This window comes from Methylobacterium sp. C25, from assembly GCF_021352225.1.
Classification (GTDB): Bacteria; Pseudomonadota; Alphaproteobacteria; order Rhizobiales; family Beijerinckiaceae; genus Methylobacterium.
The window spans coordinates 1,146,153-1,162,387 of sequence record NZ_JAAUVI010000001.1; the positions used below are offsets into that span (position 1 = coordinate 1,146,153).

13 protein-coding genes are annotated in these 16,235 nt (G+C 65.1%); 10 read left to right on the forward strand and 3 right to left on the reverse strand.

What is annotated here, in order from left to right; all coding sequences use genetic code 11:
- Positions 1–109 precede the first annotated feature (109 nt).
- Positions 110–2,800, forward strand: a complete 2,691-nt coding sequence (gene alaS / locus HCU64_RS05575; RefSeq protein WP_233382744.1) for an alanine--tRNA ligase — start codon at positions 110–112, stop codon at positions 2,798–2,800.
- A 429-nt stretch (positions 2,801–3,229) separates the two neighbouring features.
- Positions 3,230–4,645, forward strand: a complete 1,416-nt coding sequence (locus tag HCU64_RS05580) for a phosphatase PAP2 family protein (protein ID WP_233382745.1) — start codon at positions 3,230–3,232, stop codon at positions 4,643–4,645.
- On the opposite strand, the gene HCU64_RS05585 is transcribed toward HCU64_RS05580, so the two are convergent.
- On the reverse strand, positions 4,642–5,349 hold the full coding sequence (locus HCU64_RS05585; RefSeq protein WP_233382746.1) for a uracil-DNA glycosylase: 708 nt from the start codon (positions 5,347–5,349) through the stop codon (positions 4,642–4,644). The genes HCU64_RS05580 and HCU64_RS05585 overlap by 4 nt on opposite strands.
- Positions 5,350–5,383: 34 nt before the next feature.
- Entirely contained in the window at positions 5,384–6,916 is a 1,533-nt protein-coding gene (locus HCU64_RS05590) for a bifunctional metallophosphatase/5'-nucleotidase (RefSeq protein ID WP_233382747.1), read from the reverse strand.
- Between the two features lie 273 nt (positions 6,917–7,189).
- Between HCU64_RS05590 and hemH the strand changes: the two genes are divergently transcribed.
- The 6 genes from hemH (at position 7,190) to HCU64_RS05620 (ending at position 13,735) form a co-directional block, all read left to right on the forward strand.
- Positions 7,190–8,269 carry a ferrochelatase gene (gene hemH, locus HCU64_RS05595; protein ID WP_233382947.1) on the forward strand — a complete coding sequence of 360 codons (1,080 nt, stop codon included), beginning with the start codon at positions 7,190–7,192 and terminating at the stop codon, positions 8,267–8,269.
- A 333-nt stretch (positions 8,270–8,602) separates the two neighbouring features.
- Positions 8,603–9,172 (forward strand): F0F1 ATP synthase subunit delta, encoded by a 570-nt coding sequence (locus HCU64_RS05600; protein ID WP_233382748.1) that lies wholly within the window; start codon positions 8,603–8,605, stop codon positions 9,170–9,172.
- A gap of 63 nt (positions 9,173–9,235) precedes the next feature.
- A complete protein-coding gene (atpA, locus tag HCU64_RS05605) occupies positions 9,236–10,765 on the forward strand; it encodes a F0F1 ATP synthase subunit alpha (RefSeq protein WP_233382749.1) in 1,530 nt (509 codons plus the stop codon).
- A gap of 77 nt (positions 10,766–10,842) precedes the next feature.
- The gene (locus HCU64_RS05610; protein WP_233382750.1) at positions 10,843–11,733 is read left to right on the forward strand and encodes a F0F1 ATP synthase subunit gamma; all 891 of its coding nucleotides are present in this window, start codon (positions 10,843–10,845) and stop codon (positions 11,731–11,733) included.
- Between the two features lie 27 nt (positions 11,734–11,760).
- Complete coding sequence (atpD, locus tag HCU64_RS05615) at positions 11,761–13,215, forward strand: F0F1 ATP synthase subunit beta (RefSeq protein ID WP_233382751.1); 1,455 nt, start codon at positions 11,761–11,763, stop codon at positions 13,213–13,215.
- Between the two features lie 118 nt (positions 13,216–13,333).
- Complete coding sequence (locus HCU64_RS05620; protein ID WP_233382752.1) at positions 13,334–13,735, forward strand: F0F1 ATP synthase subunit epsilon; 402 nt, start codon at positions 13,334–13,336, stop codon at positions 13,733–13,735.
- 15 nt (positions 13,736–13,750) lie between these two features.
- Here the strand turns inward: HCU64_RS05620 and HCU64_RS05625 are convergent, their stop codons facing one another.
- Positions 13,751–14,278 carry a DUF3859 domain-containing protein gene (locus HCU64_RS05625; RefSeq protein ID WP_233382753.1) on the reverse strand — a complete coding sequence of 176 codons (528 nt, stop codon included), beginning with the start codon at positions 14,276–14,278 and terminating at the stop codon, positions 13,751–13,753.
- A 197-nt stretch (positions 14,279–14,475) separates the two neighbouring features.
- Between HCU64_RS05625 and HCU64_RS05630 the strand changes: the two genes are divergently transcribed.
- Together HCU64_RS05630 and recA are read left to right on the forward strand one after the other, a co-directional pair.
- The gene (locus tag HCU64_RS05630; protein WP_233382754.1) at positions 14,476–14,871 is read left to right on the forward strand and encodes a cupin domain-containing protein; all 396 of its coding nucleotides are present in this window, start codon (positions 14,476–14,478) and stop codon (positions 14,869–14,871) included.
- A gap of 182 nt (positions 14,872–15,053) precedes the next feature.
- The gene (gene recA / locus HCU64_RS05635; protein ID WP_233382755.1) at positions 15,054–16,139 is read left to right on the forward strand and encodes a recombinase RecA; all 1,086 of its coding nucleotides are present in this window, start codon (positions 15,054–15,056) and stop codon (positions 16,137–16,139) included.
- The last annotated feature ends 96 nt before the right edge of the window (positions 16,140–16,235 follow it).

The window sequence follows — 16,235 nt, forward strand, 5'->3', positions numbered from 1 at the left end:
ACCCGTGACTCGCGCTTCCTGCCTCCTTATGAGGGCGCGAGCATGGCCGGGGCGTGACGCGCATTCGGCCGATCCTGCGCCTGTTTCCAGACTCCCGAGCGACCCTGAAATGAGCGGCGTCAACGAGATCCGGTCGACCTTCCTCGACTACTTCGCGAAGGCTGGCCACACGGTGGTCCCCTCGTCTTCGCTCGTGCCGAAGAACGACCCGACGCTGATGTTCACGAATGCCGGCATGGTGCAGTTCAAGAACGTCTTCACCGGCGTCGAGAAGCGCCCCTACGTGACGGCGACCTCCTCGCAGAAATGCGTGCGCGCCGGCGGCAAGCACAATGACCTCGACAATGTCGGTTACACCGCGCGCCATCACACCTTCTTCGAGATGCTCGGCAATTTCTCCTTCGGAGATTACTTCAAGGAGCAGGCGATCACCCTGGCATGGGGGCTGATCACCAAGGAGTTCGGGCTGAAATCCGACCGATTGCTGGTCACGGTCTATGCCGACGACGACGAGGCAGCCGGCCTCTGGAAGAAGATTGCGGGCTTCAGCGACGACAAGATCATCCGCATCGGCACCTCCGACAATTTCTGGCAGATGGGCGATACCGGCCCCTGCGGCCCCTGCTCGGAGATCTTCATCGACCAGGGTCCGAGCCTGCAGGGCGGACCGCCCGGCTCCCCGGACGAGGATGGCGACCGGTTCCTGGAATTCTGGAACCTCGTCTTCATGCAGTACGAGCAGCTGCGCCCTGGTGAGCGCAACGCCTTGCCACGGCCCTCGATCGATACCGGCATGGGCCTGGAGCGCATCGCCGCAATCCTGCAGGGCGTGCATTCGAACTACGACACCGACCTGTTCCGCGCGCTGATCGATGCGGTGGCGCATGTGCTGTCGCGGGGGCCAGACGCTTCCAACGTCGCCTCCTATCGCGTCATCGCCGACCATCTGCGCTCGGTCTCCTTCCTGATCGCCGATGGCGTGCTCCCTTCCAATGAAGGTCGCGGTTACGTGCTGCGCCGGATCATGCGCCGTGCCATGCGCCACCTCGAGCTGCTCGGTGCGCGCGAGCCGGTGATGTTCCGCCTCGTGCCGACATTGGTGCGCGAGATGGGCCAGGCCTTCCCGGAACTGGTGCGCGCCGAGGCTCTGATCTCCGAGACGCTGCGTCTCGAGGAAACGCGCTTCCGAAAGACCTTGGAGCGCGGTCTCGCCATTCTCGATACAGAAAGCCAGGGCCTGACGAAGGGCCAGAACCTGTCGGGCGACACTGCCTTCACGCTTTACGACACCTACGGCTTCCCCCTCGATCTGACGCAGGACGCACTCAAGGGCCGTGGCATCGGCGTCGACACGGCAGCGTTCGACACTGCGATGGCGCGCCAGAAACAGGCGGCGCGGTCCGCTTGGAAGGGTTCGGGCGAGGCCGCGACCGAGACGGTGTGGTTCGATATCCGCGAGCGCAACGGCGCCACCGAGTTCCTCGGTTATGAGGCCGAGGAGACCGAGGCCGTCGTGGCCGCGTTGTTGCGCGACGGTGCCGAGGTCCAGACGCTCAAAGCCGGTGAGACCGGGTTGGCGCTGTTCAACCAGACGCCGTTCTATGGCGAATCCGGCGGTCAGGTCGGCGATACCGGTGCGATCACGGGGCCGGGCCTCAAGGTCCAGGTCACGGCCACCGAGAAAAAGCTCGGCGACCTCTTCGTGCACCACGTTACGGTCCAGGAAGGCATGCTGACCGTCGGCACGGCGGTACAACTCGTCGTCGATCATGGCCGCCGGTCGGCGATCCGCGCCAACCACTCGGCAACCCATCTGCTGCACGAGGCCCTGCGTCAGGTTCTCGGCGACCACGTCGCCCAGAAGGGTTCGCTCGTCGCGCCCGAGCGTCTGCGGTTCGACATCAGCCATCCGAAGCCGATCGAGGCGGAAGAGCTGCGCAAGGTCGAGGAGATCGCCAACGCGGTGCTGCTGCAGAACCGGCCCGTCGTCACCCGGCTGATGGCCGTGGACGATGCCATCGAATCCGGCGCTCGCGCGCTGTTCGGTGAGAAATACGGCGACGAGGTCCGCGTCGTCTCCATGGGTGAACCGGTGGATGACGAAGGCACGGTTCTCGAGAGGGGGCGCCTGTCAGACTTCTCGATCGAGCTCTGCGGCGGCACCCATGTCGCGCGCACTGGCGATATCGGCCAGATCACCGTCCTCGGCGAAAGCGCGGTCGGTGCCGGCGTGCGCCGCATTGAGGCCATGACCGGCCATGGTGCGCGTCGTCATCGCGCTGAAGAAAGCCGCACGCTCGGTCATCTCGCCGGCCTGCTCAAAGCGCCGGTGGTCGACGTCCCCGAACGGCTCGCGGCCCTGATCGAGGACCGCCGCCGATTGGAGCGAGAGCTCACCGACACCCGCAAGAAGCTGGCGATGAGTGGTGGCGCGAGCTCCGGTGGCGGCAGCGACGATGGAATTCGCGACATTGCGGGCGTGAAGCTGATGGCCCGCGTGGTTGAGGGCGTCGAGATGCGCGATCTCAAGAGCCTCGCCGACGAAGGCAAGACCCGCATCGGCTCGGGCATCGTCGCCATCGTGGGTGTCGCGGCAGACGGGAAGGCCGGCCTCGTCGTCGGCGTCACCGAGGATCTCGCCGAGCGCTATGACGCTGTCAGCCTCGTGCGCGCCGGTGCCGGGCACCTCGGCGGCAAGGGTGGCGGCGGTCGCCGCGACATGGCCCAGGCCGGCGGCCCGAACGGAGCTGGTGCCAGCGCGGCTCTGGAAGCGATCATCGAGGCGCTGAAGACGGCTTAGCCTCGGCGAAGGCCCGTCGACCGGGCTTGGCCGGACCGGGCCCCGAAACTCTCGACGCGGCCGTTCGTCCGAAAGACACGGGCCTGTTCGTGGTGGACCTCGTCCGTCACCAACCCGTCCCGGCGCTGGTTTGGCCGATGGGCTCTCTCCTGTGCGGCCAAGGCGGCTTCGGTCTGTTGTTCCAACGCGTTGCGATTCATCACGGGTCCCCCAACCGAGCGTCTCACTTGGAGTGGTTAACGCGCGAACAGTTGATCGGATCGGTCCTCGAGCCTCGGCTTCGGTCGGGAGAGACCGTGAGCCGAGCAGCCATTTTCGTGCGTGGGCTTCGAATCCCGGCCCTGCTGTCATATCCCTTTCACCGCGCCGCATGAGAGGAGGGCAGACCATTGCCTGCCTCGGAGGCCGGCAAAACGACGGGTGACGATCATGGGCCATCGTAAGGCAACGGGCTTCGCAATCCTCTGTGTGTTGGCTCCACTTCCGGCCATGGCGCAAACGGCGACGAACCTCACGGCCCTGAAAGGGCTCGCGCCCGTCAGTACCCTGCTGAAGACTCCCGAGGGCGAGGCGGCTCTGAAGGCGAACCAGGAGGTGACGACCGGCATCCAGACAGGCACGCTGAAGCAGCCGATCCTGCTGCCCTTCGCCGAGCAGCAGCAACTCGCGCTGCGCGACGCCTTCATCACCGATGGCAACGCCACGGAACTCACCGATGGCCTCGGCAGCAGTCTCGCCGCGGTCTATCAGTCCAAGGCGCGCTACGAGACTCACAAGGACTTCACGAGCATCTCGAAGGCCGTGGCCGATCTGATCGGCTACACCAACAACGTCACGAAGTCGGATTCGAACTCGGGCAAGTACTTCTTCGCCAACGCCACCAAGAACGGCAAGGATGCCGTTTCAGCGGAGGCCTCCGCAATCTACACTGCCAATGGCGGGACCGCCGATATCTTCGGCAAGGCCTATGATCGGCCCGCCGGCAGCACTGGCGCCGATGCGTATGGCAATTCACGCCCGTTCCAGACCGATCCGACGCTGCTGGCCTATCGGGGCAACGACTATTTTGGGAAGGCCTCGCACACGATCGACTGGCTGCGCGGGCCGAGCCAGAACCTGACCGACAGCCCCTCCTATCCGAGTGGCCACACCACCTACGGCTACACCGAGTCGCTGCTCCTCGCGATACTGGTGCCGGAGCGCTACCAGCAGATGGTGACCCGCGCTGCCGAGTACGGCAACAACCGCATCGTGATCGGCGCGCATTACGCCATGGATGTGCTCGGCGGCCGCGCCACGGCGACTCATGCTCTGGCCCACCTTCTGGCGAACGATCCGGCCTATGTCGGGCAGCACCGCAAGAACCCGGCCGTGATCAATGCCATGGGCCAGACCGAGGGCGAGCCCGTCGTCATTACCGACTACCAGGCATCCCTGAAGACCGCGAAAGCCGAGCTGACCACTTTCCTCTCGGCAGCCTGCGGCGGCACCGTTGCATCCTGCGCGACCAAGGACGACGGCCGATTCAAGAACGCGACCGCCAACAAGGCCTTCTACGACGTCACCCAGACCTATGGCCTGCCGGTGGTCCACAAGGATGCGGCGGGACGCGCGGTGGATGTCGGCAAGGTCGCCCCGGAAGCCGGCTATCTGCTGACGTCAGCTTTCCCGTCGCTCTCGCTTGACGAGGCTAACGCGATCCTCACCGAAACGCTCGGACCAGGCGGCGGCTTCCTCGATGACGGCTCGGCCTTCGGCGTCTACTCGCGGCTCAACCTCTACGCAGCTGGCGGCAAGGCCGCAGCGCTCTCCGCATCGAAGGGATCGGCGCCTTCGAACCGCTAATCCAGCCGCCAGGCGATCGGAGCGAGCCCGTGCTCTGTCAGCCAGGCATTAGCTTTGGCGAAGGGCCGCGAGCCCGGGAAATCCCGGGCCCGATTGAGAGGCGATGGATGGCCGGAGGCGATCACGCCGTGCCGGCGCGTGTCGATCAGCGCTTCGCGAGTCCGTGCCTGTGCTCCCCAGAGCAGGAAGACGGACGGGCTCTGCCGGGCCGAGACCGCGGCCACCGCCTCGTCGGCGAGGCGTGACCAGCCGAGCCGTAGATGGGCGCCAGCATTGCCGGCTTCTACGGTGAGCGCCGTGTTGAGAAGGAGCACGCCTTGCTCGGCCCAGGGTGTGAGGTCGCCGGAATGGAAGACCGGCTTCTCGCCAGCCGTGGCTTCGACGACCTCGGCGAGGATGATCTTGAGCGAGGCCGGCAGCCGGCGCGGGCCGACATAAGAGAAGGCGAGCCCGTTGGCATCGCCCGGCGTCGGGTAGGGATCCTGCCCGAGGATCACGGCCTTTACCTGGTCGAGAGGCGTCAGGCTCAGGGCCCGGAAGATGTTTTCAGGGGCAGGCAGCACCTGTGCGCCGCCTGCCGCGCAGGCATCGACCTTCCCCGCCACCGCATCGGCACTCCCATCGGAGAAGAAGGGCAGCGCAAGCCAGGGCGAAGTGCCTTTGCGGAAAGCCCGGAGCGCGTCGGTAACGGGAGTGTCGGTCATGCGGCCTTCCGAACGGAGCGGCGGCATGGCCGCACTATGGAGTCGTCACGATCCGGCCGCCGGGTACAGGCGGGAGCGGAGAATGACTGGCGATATAGTCGATCACCGCATTGGCCAGCAGCATTCCGTCCGTCGTGCCGATCAGGACCCGGCCCTCTCGCAGCATCCCGTAGCCGTTCCCACCATCCAGCATGAAGTTGTTGGCGGCGACCCTGTAGGAACGAGCATCGTCGAGCGGCTGTCTGCCGACCATCGCCGAGGCAACACGGGCTCCGAGCTGTCGACTCGGATCGAGCGTCACGTCGAGACCCGAGACCTGTAGGAAGCGCCCGGCGAGCCGACCGTAATCGGCGAAGCCATTCTCCAGGGCTGCATGAAGAGCACGTCCTGGGATCTCCACCAGCACCGTCGTGTTGCCGAAGGGAAGTTCGGTGAGGATGTCGCGGCGGGTCAGCGTGGTGCCAGCGGGATAAAGCCGGTTTCCTCGAATGCCGCCGCCGTTCATCAGGCCAATCTCGGCGCCGGTCTGCTCACGAACCGCATCGGCGACGAGATCGCCGAAGCTCGCTTCACGGGCGCGGACGGAAGAGATCCGGCTGTCGAGCGCGCCGGTCGTGACGCCGACCGGCACGTCGAGCTGCCGGGACAGCTCGCCTTCGAGACGGGTTACCAGCGCGAGCGTTTCGGGATCGGGGGTCACCGACCTCGTGTCGTGGATGCGAAAACTCGGATGCCAACGCATCCGACGCGAGGCGCCTTCTCCCGTGATGGCGAGGGTGACGTCGATCGCCGTGACGTAATGCGCATCGTGACTCGATTCCGCGAGCACAGTCTGGCCGTCGTAATGGACCATCAGGTCGTGATCGTGACCCGAGAGTAGGATGTCGACGATGCGGCGAGCGACGATCGTGTCGTCCACCGGACGCGCCGTATGCGCGACGCCGACAATCAACTCCGCACCGTTCGCCCGGAGAGCTTTGGCCTCTCGCTCCAAGGTCTCGATCTCGGGACCGAAGCGGAGATCCTTGGATTGCGATTTTTCCGGCGTCGAGGCGAGCGCGATGCCGACAATGCCGACCTTCACACCGCCGAGCGTGACGATCTCATGATCCTTGATGCCCGGCAGGGGCCTGTCGTCGTGATCGCGCAGATTGGCGGCAAACCAGGGAAAGCGCGCCTCGCGTAGTCGCTCGGCGAAGGTATTGGGGCCGAAATCGAACTCGTGATTGCCCGGCACGAAGACGTCAGGCGGCGCGAGATTGTGGAGCGCGATGATGTGGGCACCCTTGTCGAAGCCCGACATCAGCGAGGGCGAGAGGCAATCGCCGGCATGGCAATAGAGCACTGGTACGCCGCGCGCCCGTTCGGCCTTCACCACGGCATTCAGCCGGGCAAAGCCGCCGCGGCCCTCGGCCTCGCCCATCAGGTAGATGTCGTTGACGAGGACGAGCGTGAAGGTCGGGCTCCTCGCGTCTGGGCGATCCCCCTGACCCGAGGCGGCGCTGGCCCTCAGGGTAACGGCGGCGGCCAGGCCGAGAGTCTCACGGCGATTGGGTGATGGAGCCATGGCTCACCGTTAAGCGGTTCCGGTAACGCAGGAACGACGGCTGGATCGGCAAGCGGTCTCGTTTCGTGAAACGGTGCGGGGACGGCATGACACGCTGGTCTCCCGGCCGTTTTCGCGCGATGTCTGCTCGGACCGTGTGAAGCATCATGGTCGAGGCCGGTCCATGCGGCAGGGCGCCCGGCTTGGCGCGAAGCCTGCCTGTCTATAACCGGTCCAGGGTGCCTCGTGTCGACCTTCACCGTCCGGGGACTGGAAGCCGTGACCGGAACCGTGATGAACGAGCGTGTCGAGCCTGAAAGCCTGCAGCCGAGCAGCCCGGTCTCCGTGCCGGTCGCTCCGGCGGCCATGCCGCCGGACCATCCGCTGGCAAAGACGGGCCGAGTCGGCGTGCTCCTGATGAATCTCGGCACGCCCGAGGCCACCAGCTACTGGCCGATGCGCCGCTACCTCAAGGAGTTTCTGTCGGATCGTCGCGTCATCGAGGTGCCACGACTGATCTGGTGGCCGCTCCTGAACCTCGTCATCCTGTCGAAGCGCCCCGGCCCGAAGGGCAAGGACTACGACAGCATCTGGAACAAGGAACTCGACGAAGGCCCGCTCAAGACCATCACCCGAGGCCAATGCGAGAAGCTGCAGGCGGCGATGGGCGACAGCGTGCTCATCGACTGGGCGATGCGCTACGGCAAGCCCGAGGTCTCGGTGCGGATCCAGGCCCTGCTCGACGAGGGCTGCGACCGCATCCTGCTGGTGCCGCTCTATCCGCAATATGCTGCCGCGACGTCGGCAACGGCCTGCGACCAGGCCTTCAAGGCGCTCATGCAGATGCGCTGGCAGCCGACGGTGCGGGTCTCGCCGCCCTATCACGACGACCCGGTCTATATCGGCGCGATGGCCGACTCGATTCGTGAGGGTCTGCAGACCCTCGATTTCGAGCCCGAGGTCATCCTCACCTCGTTCCACGGGGTGCCCAAAAGTTATCTACTGAAGGGCGATCCCTATCACTGCCAGTGCCTCAAGACCGGCCGACTGATCCGCGAGCGGCTGGGCTACTCGTCAGAGCAGATGCGGGTGACCTTCCAGTCGCGATTCGGCAACGAGGAGTGGCTGAAGCCCTATACCGACGAGACGGTTATCGCCCTGGCCAAGTCAGGCGTGAAGCGCATGGCTATCGTCGCGCCCGGCTTCACCGCGGATTGCCTTGAGACGCTCGAGGAGCTCGACGGCGAGAACCGCCATTACTTCGAAGAGAATGGCGGTGAGCACTACGCCTTCATCCCCTGCCTCAACGATTCCGATCTCGGCATGCGAGTGATCGAGCATGTCGTCAGGCGGGAATTACAGGGCTGGATCTGAGCGTCCGCATCCAGCAGCGTCAGCGTGTTGGCCCTGAATCGCTTCGCTGCAATCCTGATGATGACGGTCAAGGCCGCCGATCAGACCCGTTCCAAATACCCGCTAACCCCTTGCTGCGATTCCTTCGCCGGCATTCCGAATCCGCGGAACCGTCGCCTTGCGCAGGCCCGCAGTGCCATGCTACGGCCACCGCGCGCTGGAGGGGGGGTGTCGTCACTCGCCCGGACTGACGGCGCATCCCCTTTCTCCCTCGGTTCACCGAGCCGCCGCCTTCCATCGACGGTGGTCACGCTCGGAAGAGACTGAAGGGCACGAAAACGAAGAGAGCGACGGGTGGCGCAGAACGGTTCCGAAGGTGCTCTGGTCTCCGGTGTGGCAGGCCGCTACGCCCTCGCGCTGTTCGAATTGGCGCGCGACGAGAACCAGGTCGACGACGTCTCTCAGAACCTCGATCGGTTCGAATCCCTCTACAATGACAGCGACGATCTGCGTCGGCTCGTGAAGAGCCCCGCGTATTCGGCCGATCAGCAGGAAGCCGCGATCGTGGCCGTCCTGTCCAAGGCCGGTATCGGCGGTCTTGCCGCGAACTTCGTCAAGCTGGTCGCTTCCAACCGCCGGCTTTTCGCCCTGCCCGACATGATCCGCGGCTATCGCGAGAAGGTCCGCGAATCGAAGGGCATCGTGCGCGCCGAGGTTCGGGTTGCCGAGAAGCCCTCTGAGGCTCTGCTCAAGGACATCGAGCAGACCCTGCGCGAGGTTGCCGGCTCCGAGATCCAGCTCGATCTCAAGGTCGATCCGAGCCTGATCGGCGGCCTCGTGGTCAAGATCGGCTCGCGCATGGTCGATGCCTCGCTGCGTACCAAGCTCAACGGAATCCGCCTCGCCATGCATGCTGCCCACTAGGGCGTTGCAGGCGGCTCACTGACTTCGCGACAGACGTCCGACACTTTCAAAGAAGGCCCGACGATGGACATCCGCCCCGCCGAGATCTCCGCGATCCTCAAAGAGCAGATCAAGAACTTCGGCGAAGCCGCCGAGGTCACCGAGGTCGGGCAGGTGCTCGCGGTCGGTGACGGCATCGCTCGCATCTACGGCCTCGACAAGGTCCAGGCCGGCGAACTCGTCGAGTTCGAATCAGGTGCGAAGGGCATGGCCCTCAACCTCGAGCAGGACAATGTCGGCGTCGTGATCTTCGGCTCCGACCGTGAGATCAAGGAAGGCCAGACCGTCAAGCGCACCGGCGCCATCGTGGACGTGCCGGTCGGCAAGGGCCTGCTCGGCCGCGTGGTCGACGGTCTCGGCAACCCGATCGACGGCAAGGGCCCGATCCAGTCCACCGAGCGTCGCCGCGTCGACGTGAAGGCCCCGGGTATCATTCCGCGCAAGTCGGTGCACGAGCCGATGGCTACCGGCCTCAAGGCCGTCGACGCGCTGATCCCGATCGGCCGCGGCCAGCGCGAGCTGATCATCGGCGACCGCCAGACCGGCAAGACCGCGATCGCCCTCGACACGATCCTGAACCAGAAGCCGCTCAACCAGTCGAACGACGAGGGCCAGAAGCTCTACTGCGTCTACGTCGCCATCGGCCAGAAGCGCTCCACCGTCGCCCAGTTCGTGAAGGTCCTCGAGGACCAGGGCGCCCTGGAATACTCCATCGTCATCGCCGCCACGGCCTCTGACCCGGCCCCGATGCAGTTCATCGCGCCGTTCTCGGGCTGCGCCATGGGCGAGTACTTCCGCGACAACGGCATGCATGCCGTGATCGTGTACGACGATCTCTCCAAGCAGGCCGTCGCCTACCGCCAGATGTCGCTGCTGCTGCGCCGCCCGCCGGGCCGCGAGGCTTATCCCGGCGACGTGTTCTACCTCCATAGCCGCCTGCTCGAGCGCGCCGCCAAGATGGGTGACGCTGCCGGCAAGGGTTCGCTCACCGCGCTCCCGGTCATCGAGACCCAGGCAAACGACGTCTCGGCCTACATCCCGACCAACGTGATCTCGATCACCGACGGCCAGATCTTCCTCGAGACCGACCTGTTCTACCAGGGTATCCGCCCGGCGGTGAATGTCGGCCTCTCGGTGTCGCGCGTGGGCTCCTCGGCCCAGACCAAGGCGATGAAAAAGGTCGCCGGCAAGATCAAGGGTGAGCTCGCCCAGTACCGCGAGATGGCCGCCTTCGCGCAGTTCGGCTCGGATCTCGACGCCACCACGCAGAAGCTCCTGAACCGCGGCTCGCGCCTCACCGAGCTCCTGAAGCAGCCGCAATTCTCGCCGCTGAAGATGGAAGAGCAGGTCGCTGTGATCTATGCCGGCGTGAACGGCTATCTCGACAGCCTGCCGGTCTCGAAGATCCGCGCTTTCGAGGACAAGCTCCTCGAGACCCTGCGCTCCAAGCACCAGGACCTGCTCAACGCGATCCGCGACTCGAAGGACCTGTCCGACGACAGCGCCGGCAAGCTGAAGAGCGTCGTCGAGAGCATCTCCAAGTCGCTCGCCTGATCCGACTTCGGCCAATGGCGGGCGTGTTCACGCGCCCGCCTTCGACGTGACGCTCGCGAGAGACCGGAAATTTCCCGATGCCGAGTTTGAAGGATCTGCGGAATCGCATCACTTCGGTGAAGTCGACGCAGAAGATCACCAAGGCCATGCAGATGGTCGCTGCCGCCAAGCTGCGGCGCGCCCAGAATGCTGCCGAGGCCGGCCGCCCTTACGCTGAAAAGATGGCCGCGACGCTCGGCAATCTCGCCGGCAACCTTGTGGGTGGCGTCGGCGCGCCGAAGCTGCTCTCGGGCACCGGTGAGGACAAGACGCACCTCCTCGTCGTCTGCACGGCCGATCGCGGCCTGTGCGGCGCCTTCAACTCGTCGATCGCACGACTCGCTGCACGGCAGGCCCGCGATCTGCAGAGCCAGGGCAAGACGGTGAAGATCTTCACCGTCGGCAAGAAGGGCTACGACCTGCTTCGCCGCCAGTTCCGCGCGGAGATCATCGAGAACATCGATATCCGCGGCACCCGCCCGGTCGATTACGAATTCGCCTCCGAGATCGCGGAAAAGATCATCGCGCGTTTCGAGAATGGCGAGTTCGACGTTGCGACGCTGTTCTATTCCGCCTTCCGGTCGGTGATCTCGCAGATCCCGACGGCGCAGCAGCTGATCCCGGCCGAGCTGCCCGAATCCGATGGCAAGACCACGACAGGCGCTTCGGCCGATGCGGCTCTGGAATTCGAGCCGAGCGAAGAGGCGATCCTCGAAACGCTGCTGCCGAAGAACCTGACCGTGCAGATCTACAAGGCACTCCTCGAGAACGCGGCTTCCGAGCAGGGCTCGCGCATGAGCGCCATGGATTCCGCCACCCGCAACGCGGGCGAGATGATCAAGAAGCAGACGCAGATCTACAACCGGACGCGTCAGGCCATGATCACCAAGGAACTCATCGAGATCATTTCGGGCGCGGAAGCGCTCTGACCGCCACTTCGTAAGGACAATCGCACCATGGCGAACACCGCTTCCCCGGCCAATTCCAAGGGCCGCATCACCCAGGTCATCGGCCCCGTGGTCGACGTGCAGTTCGACGGCCACCTGCCGGAGATCCTGAACGCGCTCGAGACCAAGAACCAGGGCAACCGCCTGGTGCTCGAAGTCGCCCAGCAGCTCGGTGAGAACACCGTGCGCTGCGTGGCCATGGACACCTCAGAAGGTCTCGTCCGTGGCCAGGAGGTCGAGGATACCGGCGCGCCGATCAAGGTGCCGGTCGGTCACAACACGCTCGGCCGCATTATGAACGTCATCGGCGAGCCGATCGACGAGGCCGGCCCGATCGAGACCCAGACCTTCCGCGCGATCCACCAGCCGGCTCCGGAATACACCGACCAGTCGACCGAGTCGCAGATCCTGGTCACCGGCATCAAGGTCGTCGACCTGCTCGCCCCCTACGCCAAGGGCGGCAAGATCGGCCTGTTCGGCGGCGCCGGCGTCGGCAAGACCGTGCTGATCATGGAGCTGATCAACAACATCGCGAAGGTGCACTCGGGCTACTCGGTCTTCGCCGGCGTCGGCGAGCGCACCCGCGAGGGCAACGATCTCTACCACGAGATGATCGAGTCCAAGGTCAACAAGGACCCGAAGGAGAACAACGGCTCGGCCGAGGGCTCCAAGTGCGCGCTGGTCTATGGCCAGATGAACGAGTCGCCGGGCGCCCGCTCGCGCGTCGCTCTGACCGGCCTCACGGTCGCCGAGCAGTTCCGCGACGAGGGCCAGGACGTGCTCTTCTTCGTCGACAACATCTTCCGCTTCACGCAGGCGGGCTCCGAGGTGTCGGCGCTTCTCGGGCGCATCCCCTCCGCGGTGGGCTACCAGCCGACGCTGGCCACCGACATGGGCGCCCTTCAGGAGCGCATCACCACCACCACCAAGGGCTCGATCACCTCGGTGCAGGCCATCTACGTGCCGGCCGACGACTTGACCGACCCGGCGCCTGCCACGTCGTTCGCCCACCTGGACGCGACCACCACGCTTTCCCGCTCGATCGCCGAGAAGGGCATCTACCCGGCGGTGGATCCGCTCGACTCGACCTCGCGCATGCTCTCCCCCGCCATCCTCGGCGAGGAGCATTACGACGTCGCCCGCCGCGTCCAGCAGACCCTGCAGCGCTACAAGGCGCTCCAGGACATCATCGCGATCCTGGGCATGGACGAGCTTTCCGAAGAGGATAAGCTGACGGTGGCGCGCGCCCGCAAGATCGAGCGCTTCTTCTCGCAGCCCTTCTCGGTCGCCGAGGTGTTCACCGGCTCGCCGGGCATCCAGGTCCCGCTGGAAGACACCATCAAGGGCTTCAAGGGCCTGGTGAACGGCGAGTACGACGACCTCCCCGAGGCGGCCTTCTACATGGTCGGCACCATCGAGGACGCCAAGGAGAAGGCGAAGAAGCTCGCCAAGGACGCCGCGTAAGCGGCTCTCCCTCCCGTTCGCGGGAGGGTCCAGGACGGGGCGGCGCTATCGCCCCACCAACCTCCATCCTCCTCCCCGACCGGGGGAGGAGCGCTGCGCATCCGGGACCTGAGATCCGATGGCCACCTTCCACTTCGATTTCGTCGGACCCGAGCGGACCCTGTATTCCGGCGAGGTTCAGGCCGTTCAGCTCCCCGGCACCGAGGGCGAGATGACCGTGCTGCCGAAGCACGCGCCCGTCCTCACGACGCTGAAGGTCGGCGTGATCACCGTCACCGAGACCTCGGGCCACGGCAAGCGAATCTACGTGCAGGGCGGTTTCGCCGATATCGGACCTGAGGCCGTCACGGTCTTGGCCGAGCGCGCCGCGCCGATCGAGGAAGTGAACCCGGCCATGCTCGACAAGGAGATCGAGCAGGCCGAACTCGAGCGTGACGCCACCACCGATCACGCCAAGCGCGAGCAGATCAACGCGCAGATCGTCCAGCTCCAAGAAGCCAAAAAGGTCCTGGACTTCTAAGACCGCGACAGGGCCTCACGCGCCCTTGCCACATTCCGAACCCGCGCCGCCAACCTGCGCGGTGATGGTGAAGGCCTTCGAGGCAATCTCACGGCCTCGCGCCATCACGCGGATGGTCCAAGCGCCCTCTGCCAACTCCCACGGCTTCTCGAAGGTGAAGCCGATATGGCTGAGCCCTTCATCCAGCACGTAGCTCGGGAAAGCGTCGATGCGGCTCGTCGCACCGTCGTCACGGGTGAAGAGCGGGTGCAACGCCTGCACCTCGACCTTGCGCGGCAGCGCTGAATCCCCACTGCGCAACCGGATGGTCATGCCGAAGCTGCGGCAGAGCCTCGCCTCGATGCGATCCGTACGCTCGCCGTAGCGGACCCCATTCATCGGCTTCGCTGCTTCGAGCCCGCTGCCCCCGTCTCCCGATATTGCTCGATCCGTGCGTCCGCTGACGACGCCCCAATCGACGATTTCGGCCGTGACCTCGGCCCGCGCCGGGCTGCCTCCGATGAGCAGGCCGACGAGGCCTGGAAGCCAGGGAAAAAGCCGCATGATCGATCTCCGGCCAGTGTCCGCAGGCTCCTCTCCTGGCATCGGCGGCCGAGCACAGCCAAGAGCCGGAGCACACCCAAAGAACCATGCCGGGAAAATGAATGCAGAATATCTCGACATTCCTCGGCAAGCGGCGCTGAGTGGCATCCAGCGGCCGTCGAGCCGCACCGACAAAAAGACTGTTCTTGGAGGTCCAGATGCCGCGACGCCTCGTCCCCTATGCCGCCCTCGTACTCTCAACCGCATTCCTCGCTGGCGCCGCATCGGCCCAGGAGGTGAAGCGAACCGATCTCGGCCGTTCGCCGCTTGATGGCGACGCGAAAAAGGAGATCGTGGTTCAGCTCGTCGAGATCCCCCCGGGCGCCACCTCGCGCCGCCACTTCCACAATGGCCAAGAGGCCTTCTACGTGCTGGAAGGCGGCAAGGTGCAGCTCTCCGGCAAGGAGCCAATCGACCGGGCAGCGGGTGAGCACGGGATCAACCAGCGCGAGGTCCCGCATGCCGGATACACCAATGTCGGAGACAAGCCGCTGAAGATCCTCTCCGTCTACATCGTCGACAAGGACAAGCCGCTGCAGGTGCCGGTGCCGTAGGCGCCGATCGACGCTCACAGCCACATGTCATTCCGGGTTCGCAGATGGTGACCCGGAATGACAGTCCAACGACGTCTACCGGTTGACATGCCTCTTGCGCGATAAGAACAAAAAGGGTACAAAATCTCCATTCGGCGCTGCATTGAGAACGCCGCCCTCCCCATGCATAAGGATGCCGACCGATGGCCCAGGCCGCGCTGAAGATGGTGGAACCCACGATGGCGATCGACAAGGACAAGTCGAAGGCGATCGACGCCGCTTTGTCCCAAATCGAGCGAGCTTTCGGCAAAGGCTCGATCATGCGGCTCGGCAAGAACGACAAGGTGGCGGAGGTCGAGACCGTCTCCACCGGATCGCTCGGCCTCGATATCGCACTTGGCGTCGGCGGCCTGCCGCGGGGACGCGTCATCGAGATCTACGGACCTGAATCCTCGGGTAAGACGACGCTCGCCCTGCACACCATTGCCGAGGCTCAGAAGAAGGGCGGCGTCTGCGCCTTCGTCGATGCCGAGCACGCCCTCGACCCGGTCTATGCGCGCAAGCTCGGTGTCCAGCTCGACGACCTGCTGATCTCGCAGCCCGATACCGGCGAGCAGGCTCTCGAGATTACCGATACGCTGGTGCGTTCCGGCGCGATCGACGTGCTCGTGGTCGACTCGGTGGCCGCGCTGACGCCGCGCGCCGAGATCGAGGGCGAGATGGGCGACAGCCAGCCTGGCCTCCAGGCCCGCCTGATGTCCCAGGCCCTGCGCAAACTCACCGGCTCGATCTCGCGCTCCAAGTGCATGGTGATCTTCATCAACCAGATCCGCATGAAGATCGGTGTGATGTACGGATCGCCTGAGACCACCACGGGCGGCAACGCGCTGAAGTTCTATGCCTCGGTGCGTCTCGACATCCGTCGCGTCTCGACCCTGAAGGACCGCGACGAGGCGATCGGCAACCAGGTCCGCGTCAAGGTCGTCAAGAACAAGGTCGCGCCGCCCTTCAAGCAGGTCGAGTTCGACATCATGTTCGGCGAGGGTGTCTCGAAGGTCGGCGAGCTGATCGATCTCGGCGTGAAGGCTGGCATCGTCGAGAAGTCGGGTGCTTGGTTCTCCTACGATAGCCAGCGTCTCGGCCAGGGCCGCGAGAACTCCAAGGGGTTCCTTCGCGACAACCCAGACATCGCCGGCAAGATCGAAGCCTCGATCCGCCAGAATTCAGGCCTTGTTGCCGAGCGCATCCTCGAGAATGTGAAGCCGGGCGAGGACGATCTCGACGACTGAAGGCCGCTTCCAGCCTGAGCGAAATCAGCCCTGCTCCGTGCCGCGGAGCGGGGCTTTTTCATTAATGCTATCTCGCGCAACGTCCATTCGCTCCAC

Coding starts and splice junctions, on each gene's coding strand:
- alaS (WP_233382744.1), top strand. CDS start 110: ATGAGCGGCGTCAACGAGATCCGGTCGACCTTCCTCGACTACTTCGCG.
- HCU64_RS05580 (WP_233382745.1), top strand. CDS start 3,230: ATGGGCCATCGTAAGGCAACGGGCTTCGCAATCCTCTGTGTGTTGGCT.
- HCU64_RS05585 (WP_233382746.1), bottom strand. CDS start 5,349: ATGACCGACACTCCCGTTACCGACGCGCTCCGGGCTTTCCGCAAAGGC.
- HCU64_RS05590 (WP_233382747.1), bottom strand. CDS start 6,916: ATGGCTCCATCACCCAATCGCCGTGAGACTCTCGGCCTGGCCGCCGCC.
- hemH (WP_233382947.1), top strand. CDS start 7,190: ATGAACGAGCGTGTCGAGCCTGAAAGCCTGCAGCCGAGCAGCCCGGTC.
- atpA (WP_233382749.1), top strand. CDS start 9,236: ATGGACATCCGCCCCGCCGAGATCTCCGCGATCCTCAAAGAGCAGATC.
- HCU64_RS05610 (WP_233382750.1), top strand. CDS start 10,843: ATGCCGAGTTTGAAGGATCTGCGGAATCGCATCACTTCGGTGAAGTCG.
- atpD (WP_233382751.1), top strand. CDS start 11,761: ATGGCGAACACCGCTTCCCCGGCCAATTCCAAGGGCCGCATCACCCAG.
- HCU64_RS05620 (WP_233382752.1), top strand. CDS start 13,334: ATGGCCACCTTCCACTTCGATTTCGTCGGACCCGAGCGGACCCTGTAT.
- HCU64_RS05625 (WP_233382753.1), bottom strand. CDS start 14,278: ATGCGGCTTTTTCCCTGGCTTCCAGGCCTCGTCGGCCTGCTCATCGGA.
- HCU64_RS05630 (WP_233382754.1), top strand. CDS start 14,476: ATGCCGCGACGCCTCGTCCCCTATGCCGCCCTCGTACTCTCAACCGCA.
- recA (WP_233382755.1), top strand. CDS start 15,054: ATGGCCCAGGCCGCGCTGAAGATGGTGGAACCCACGATGGCGATCGAC.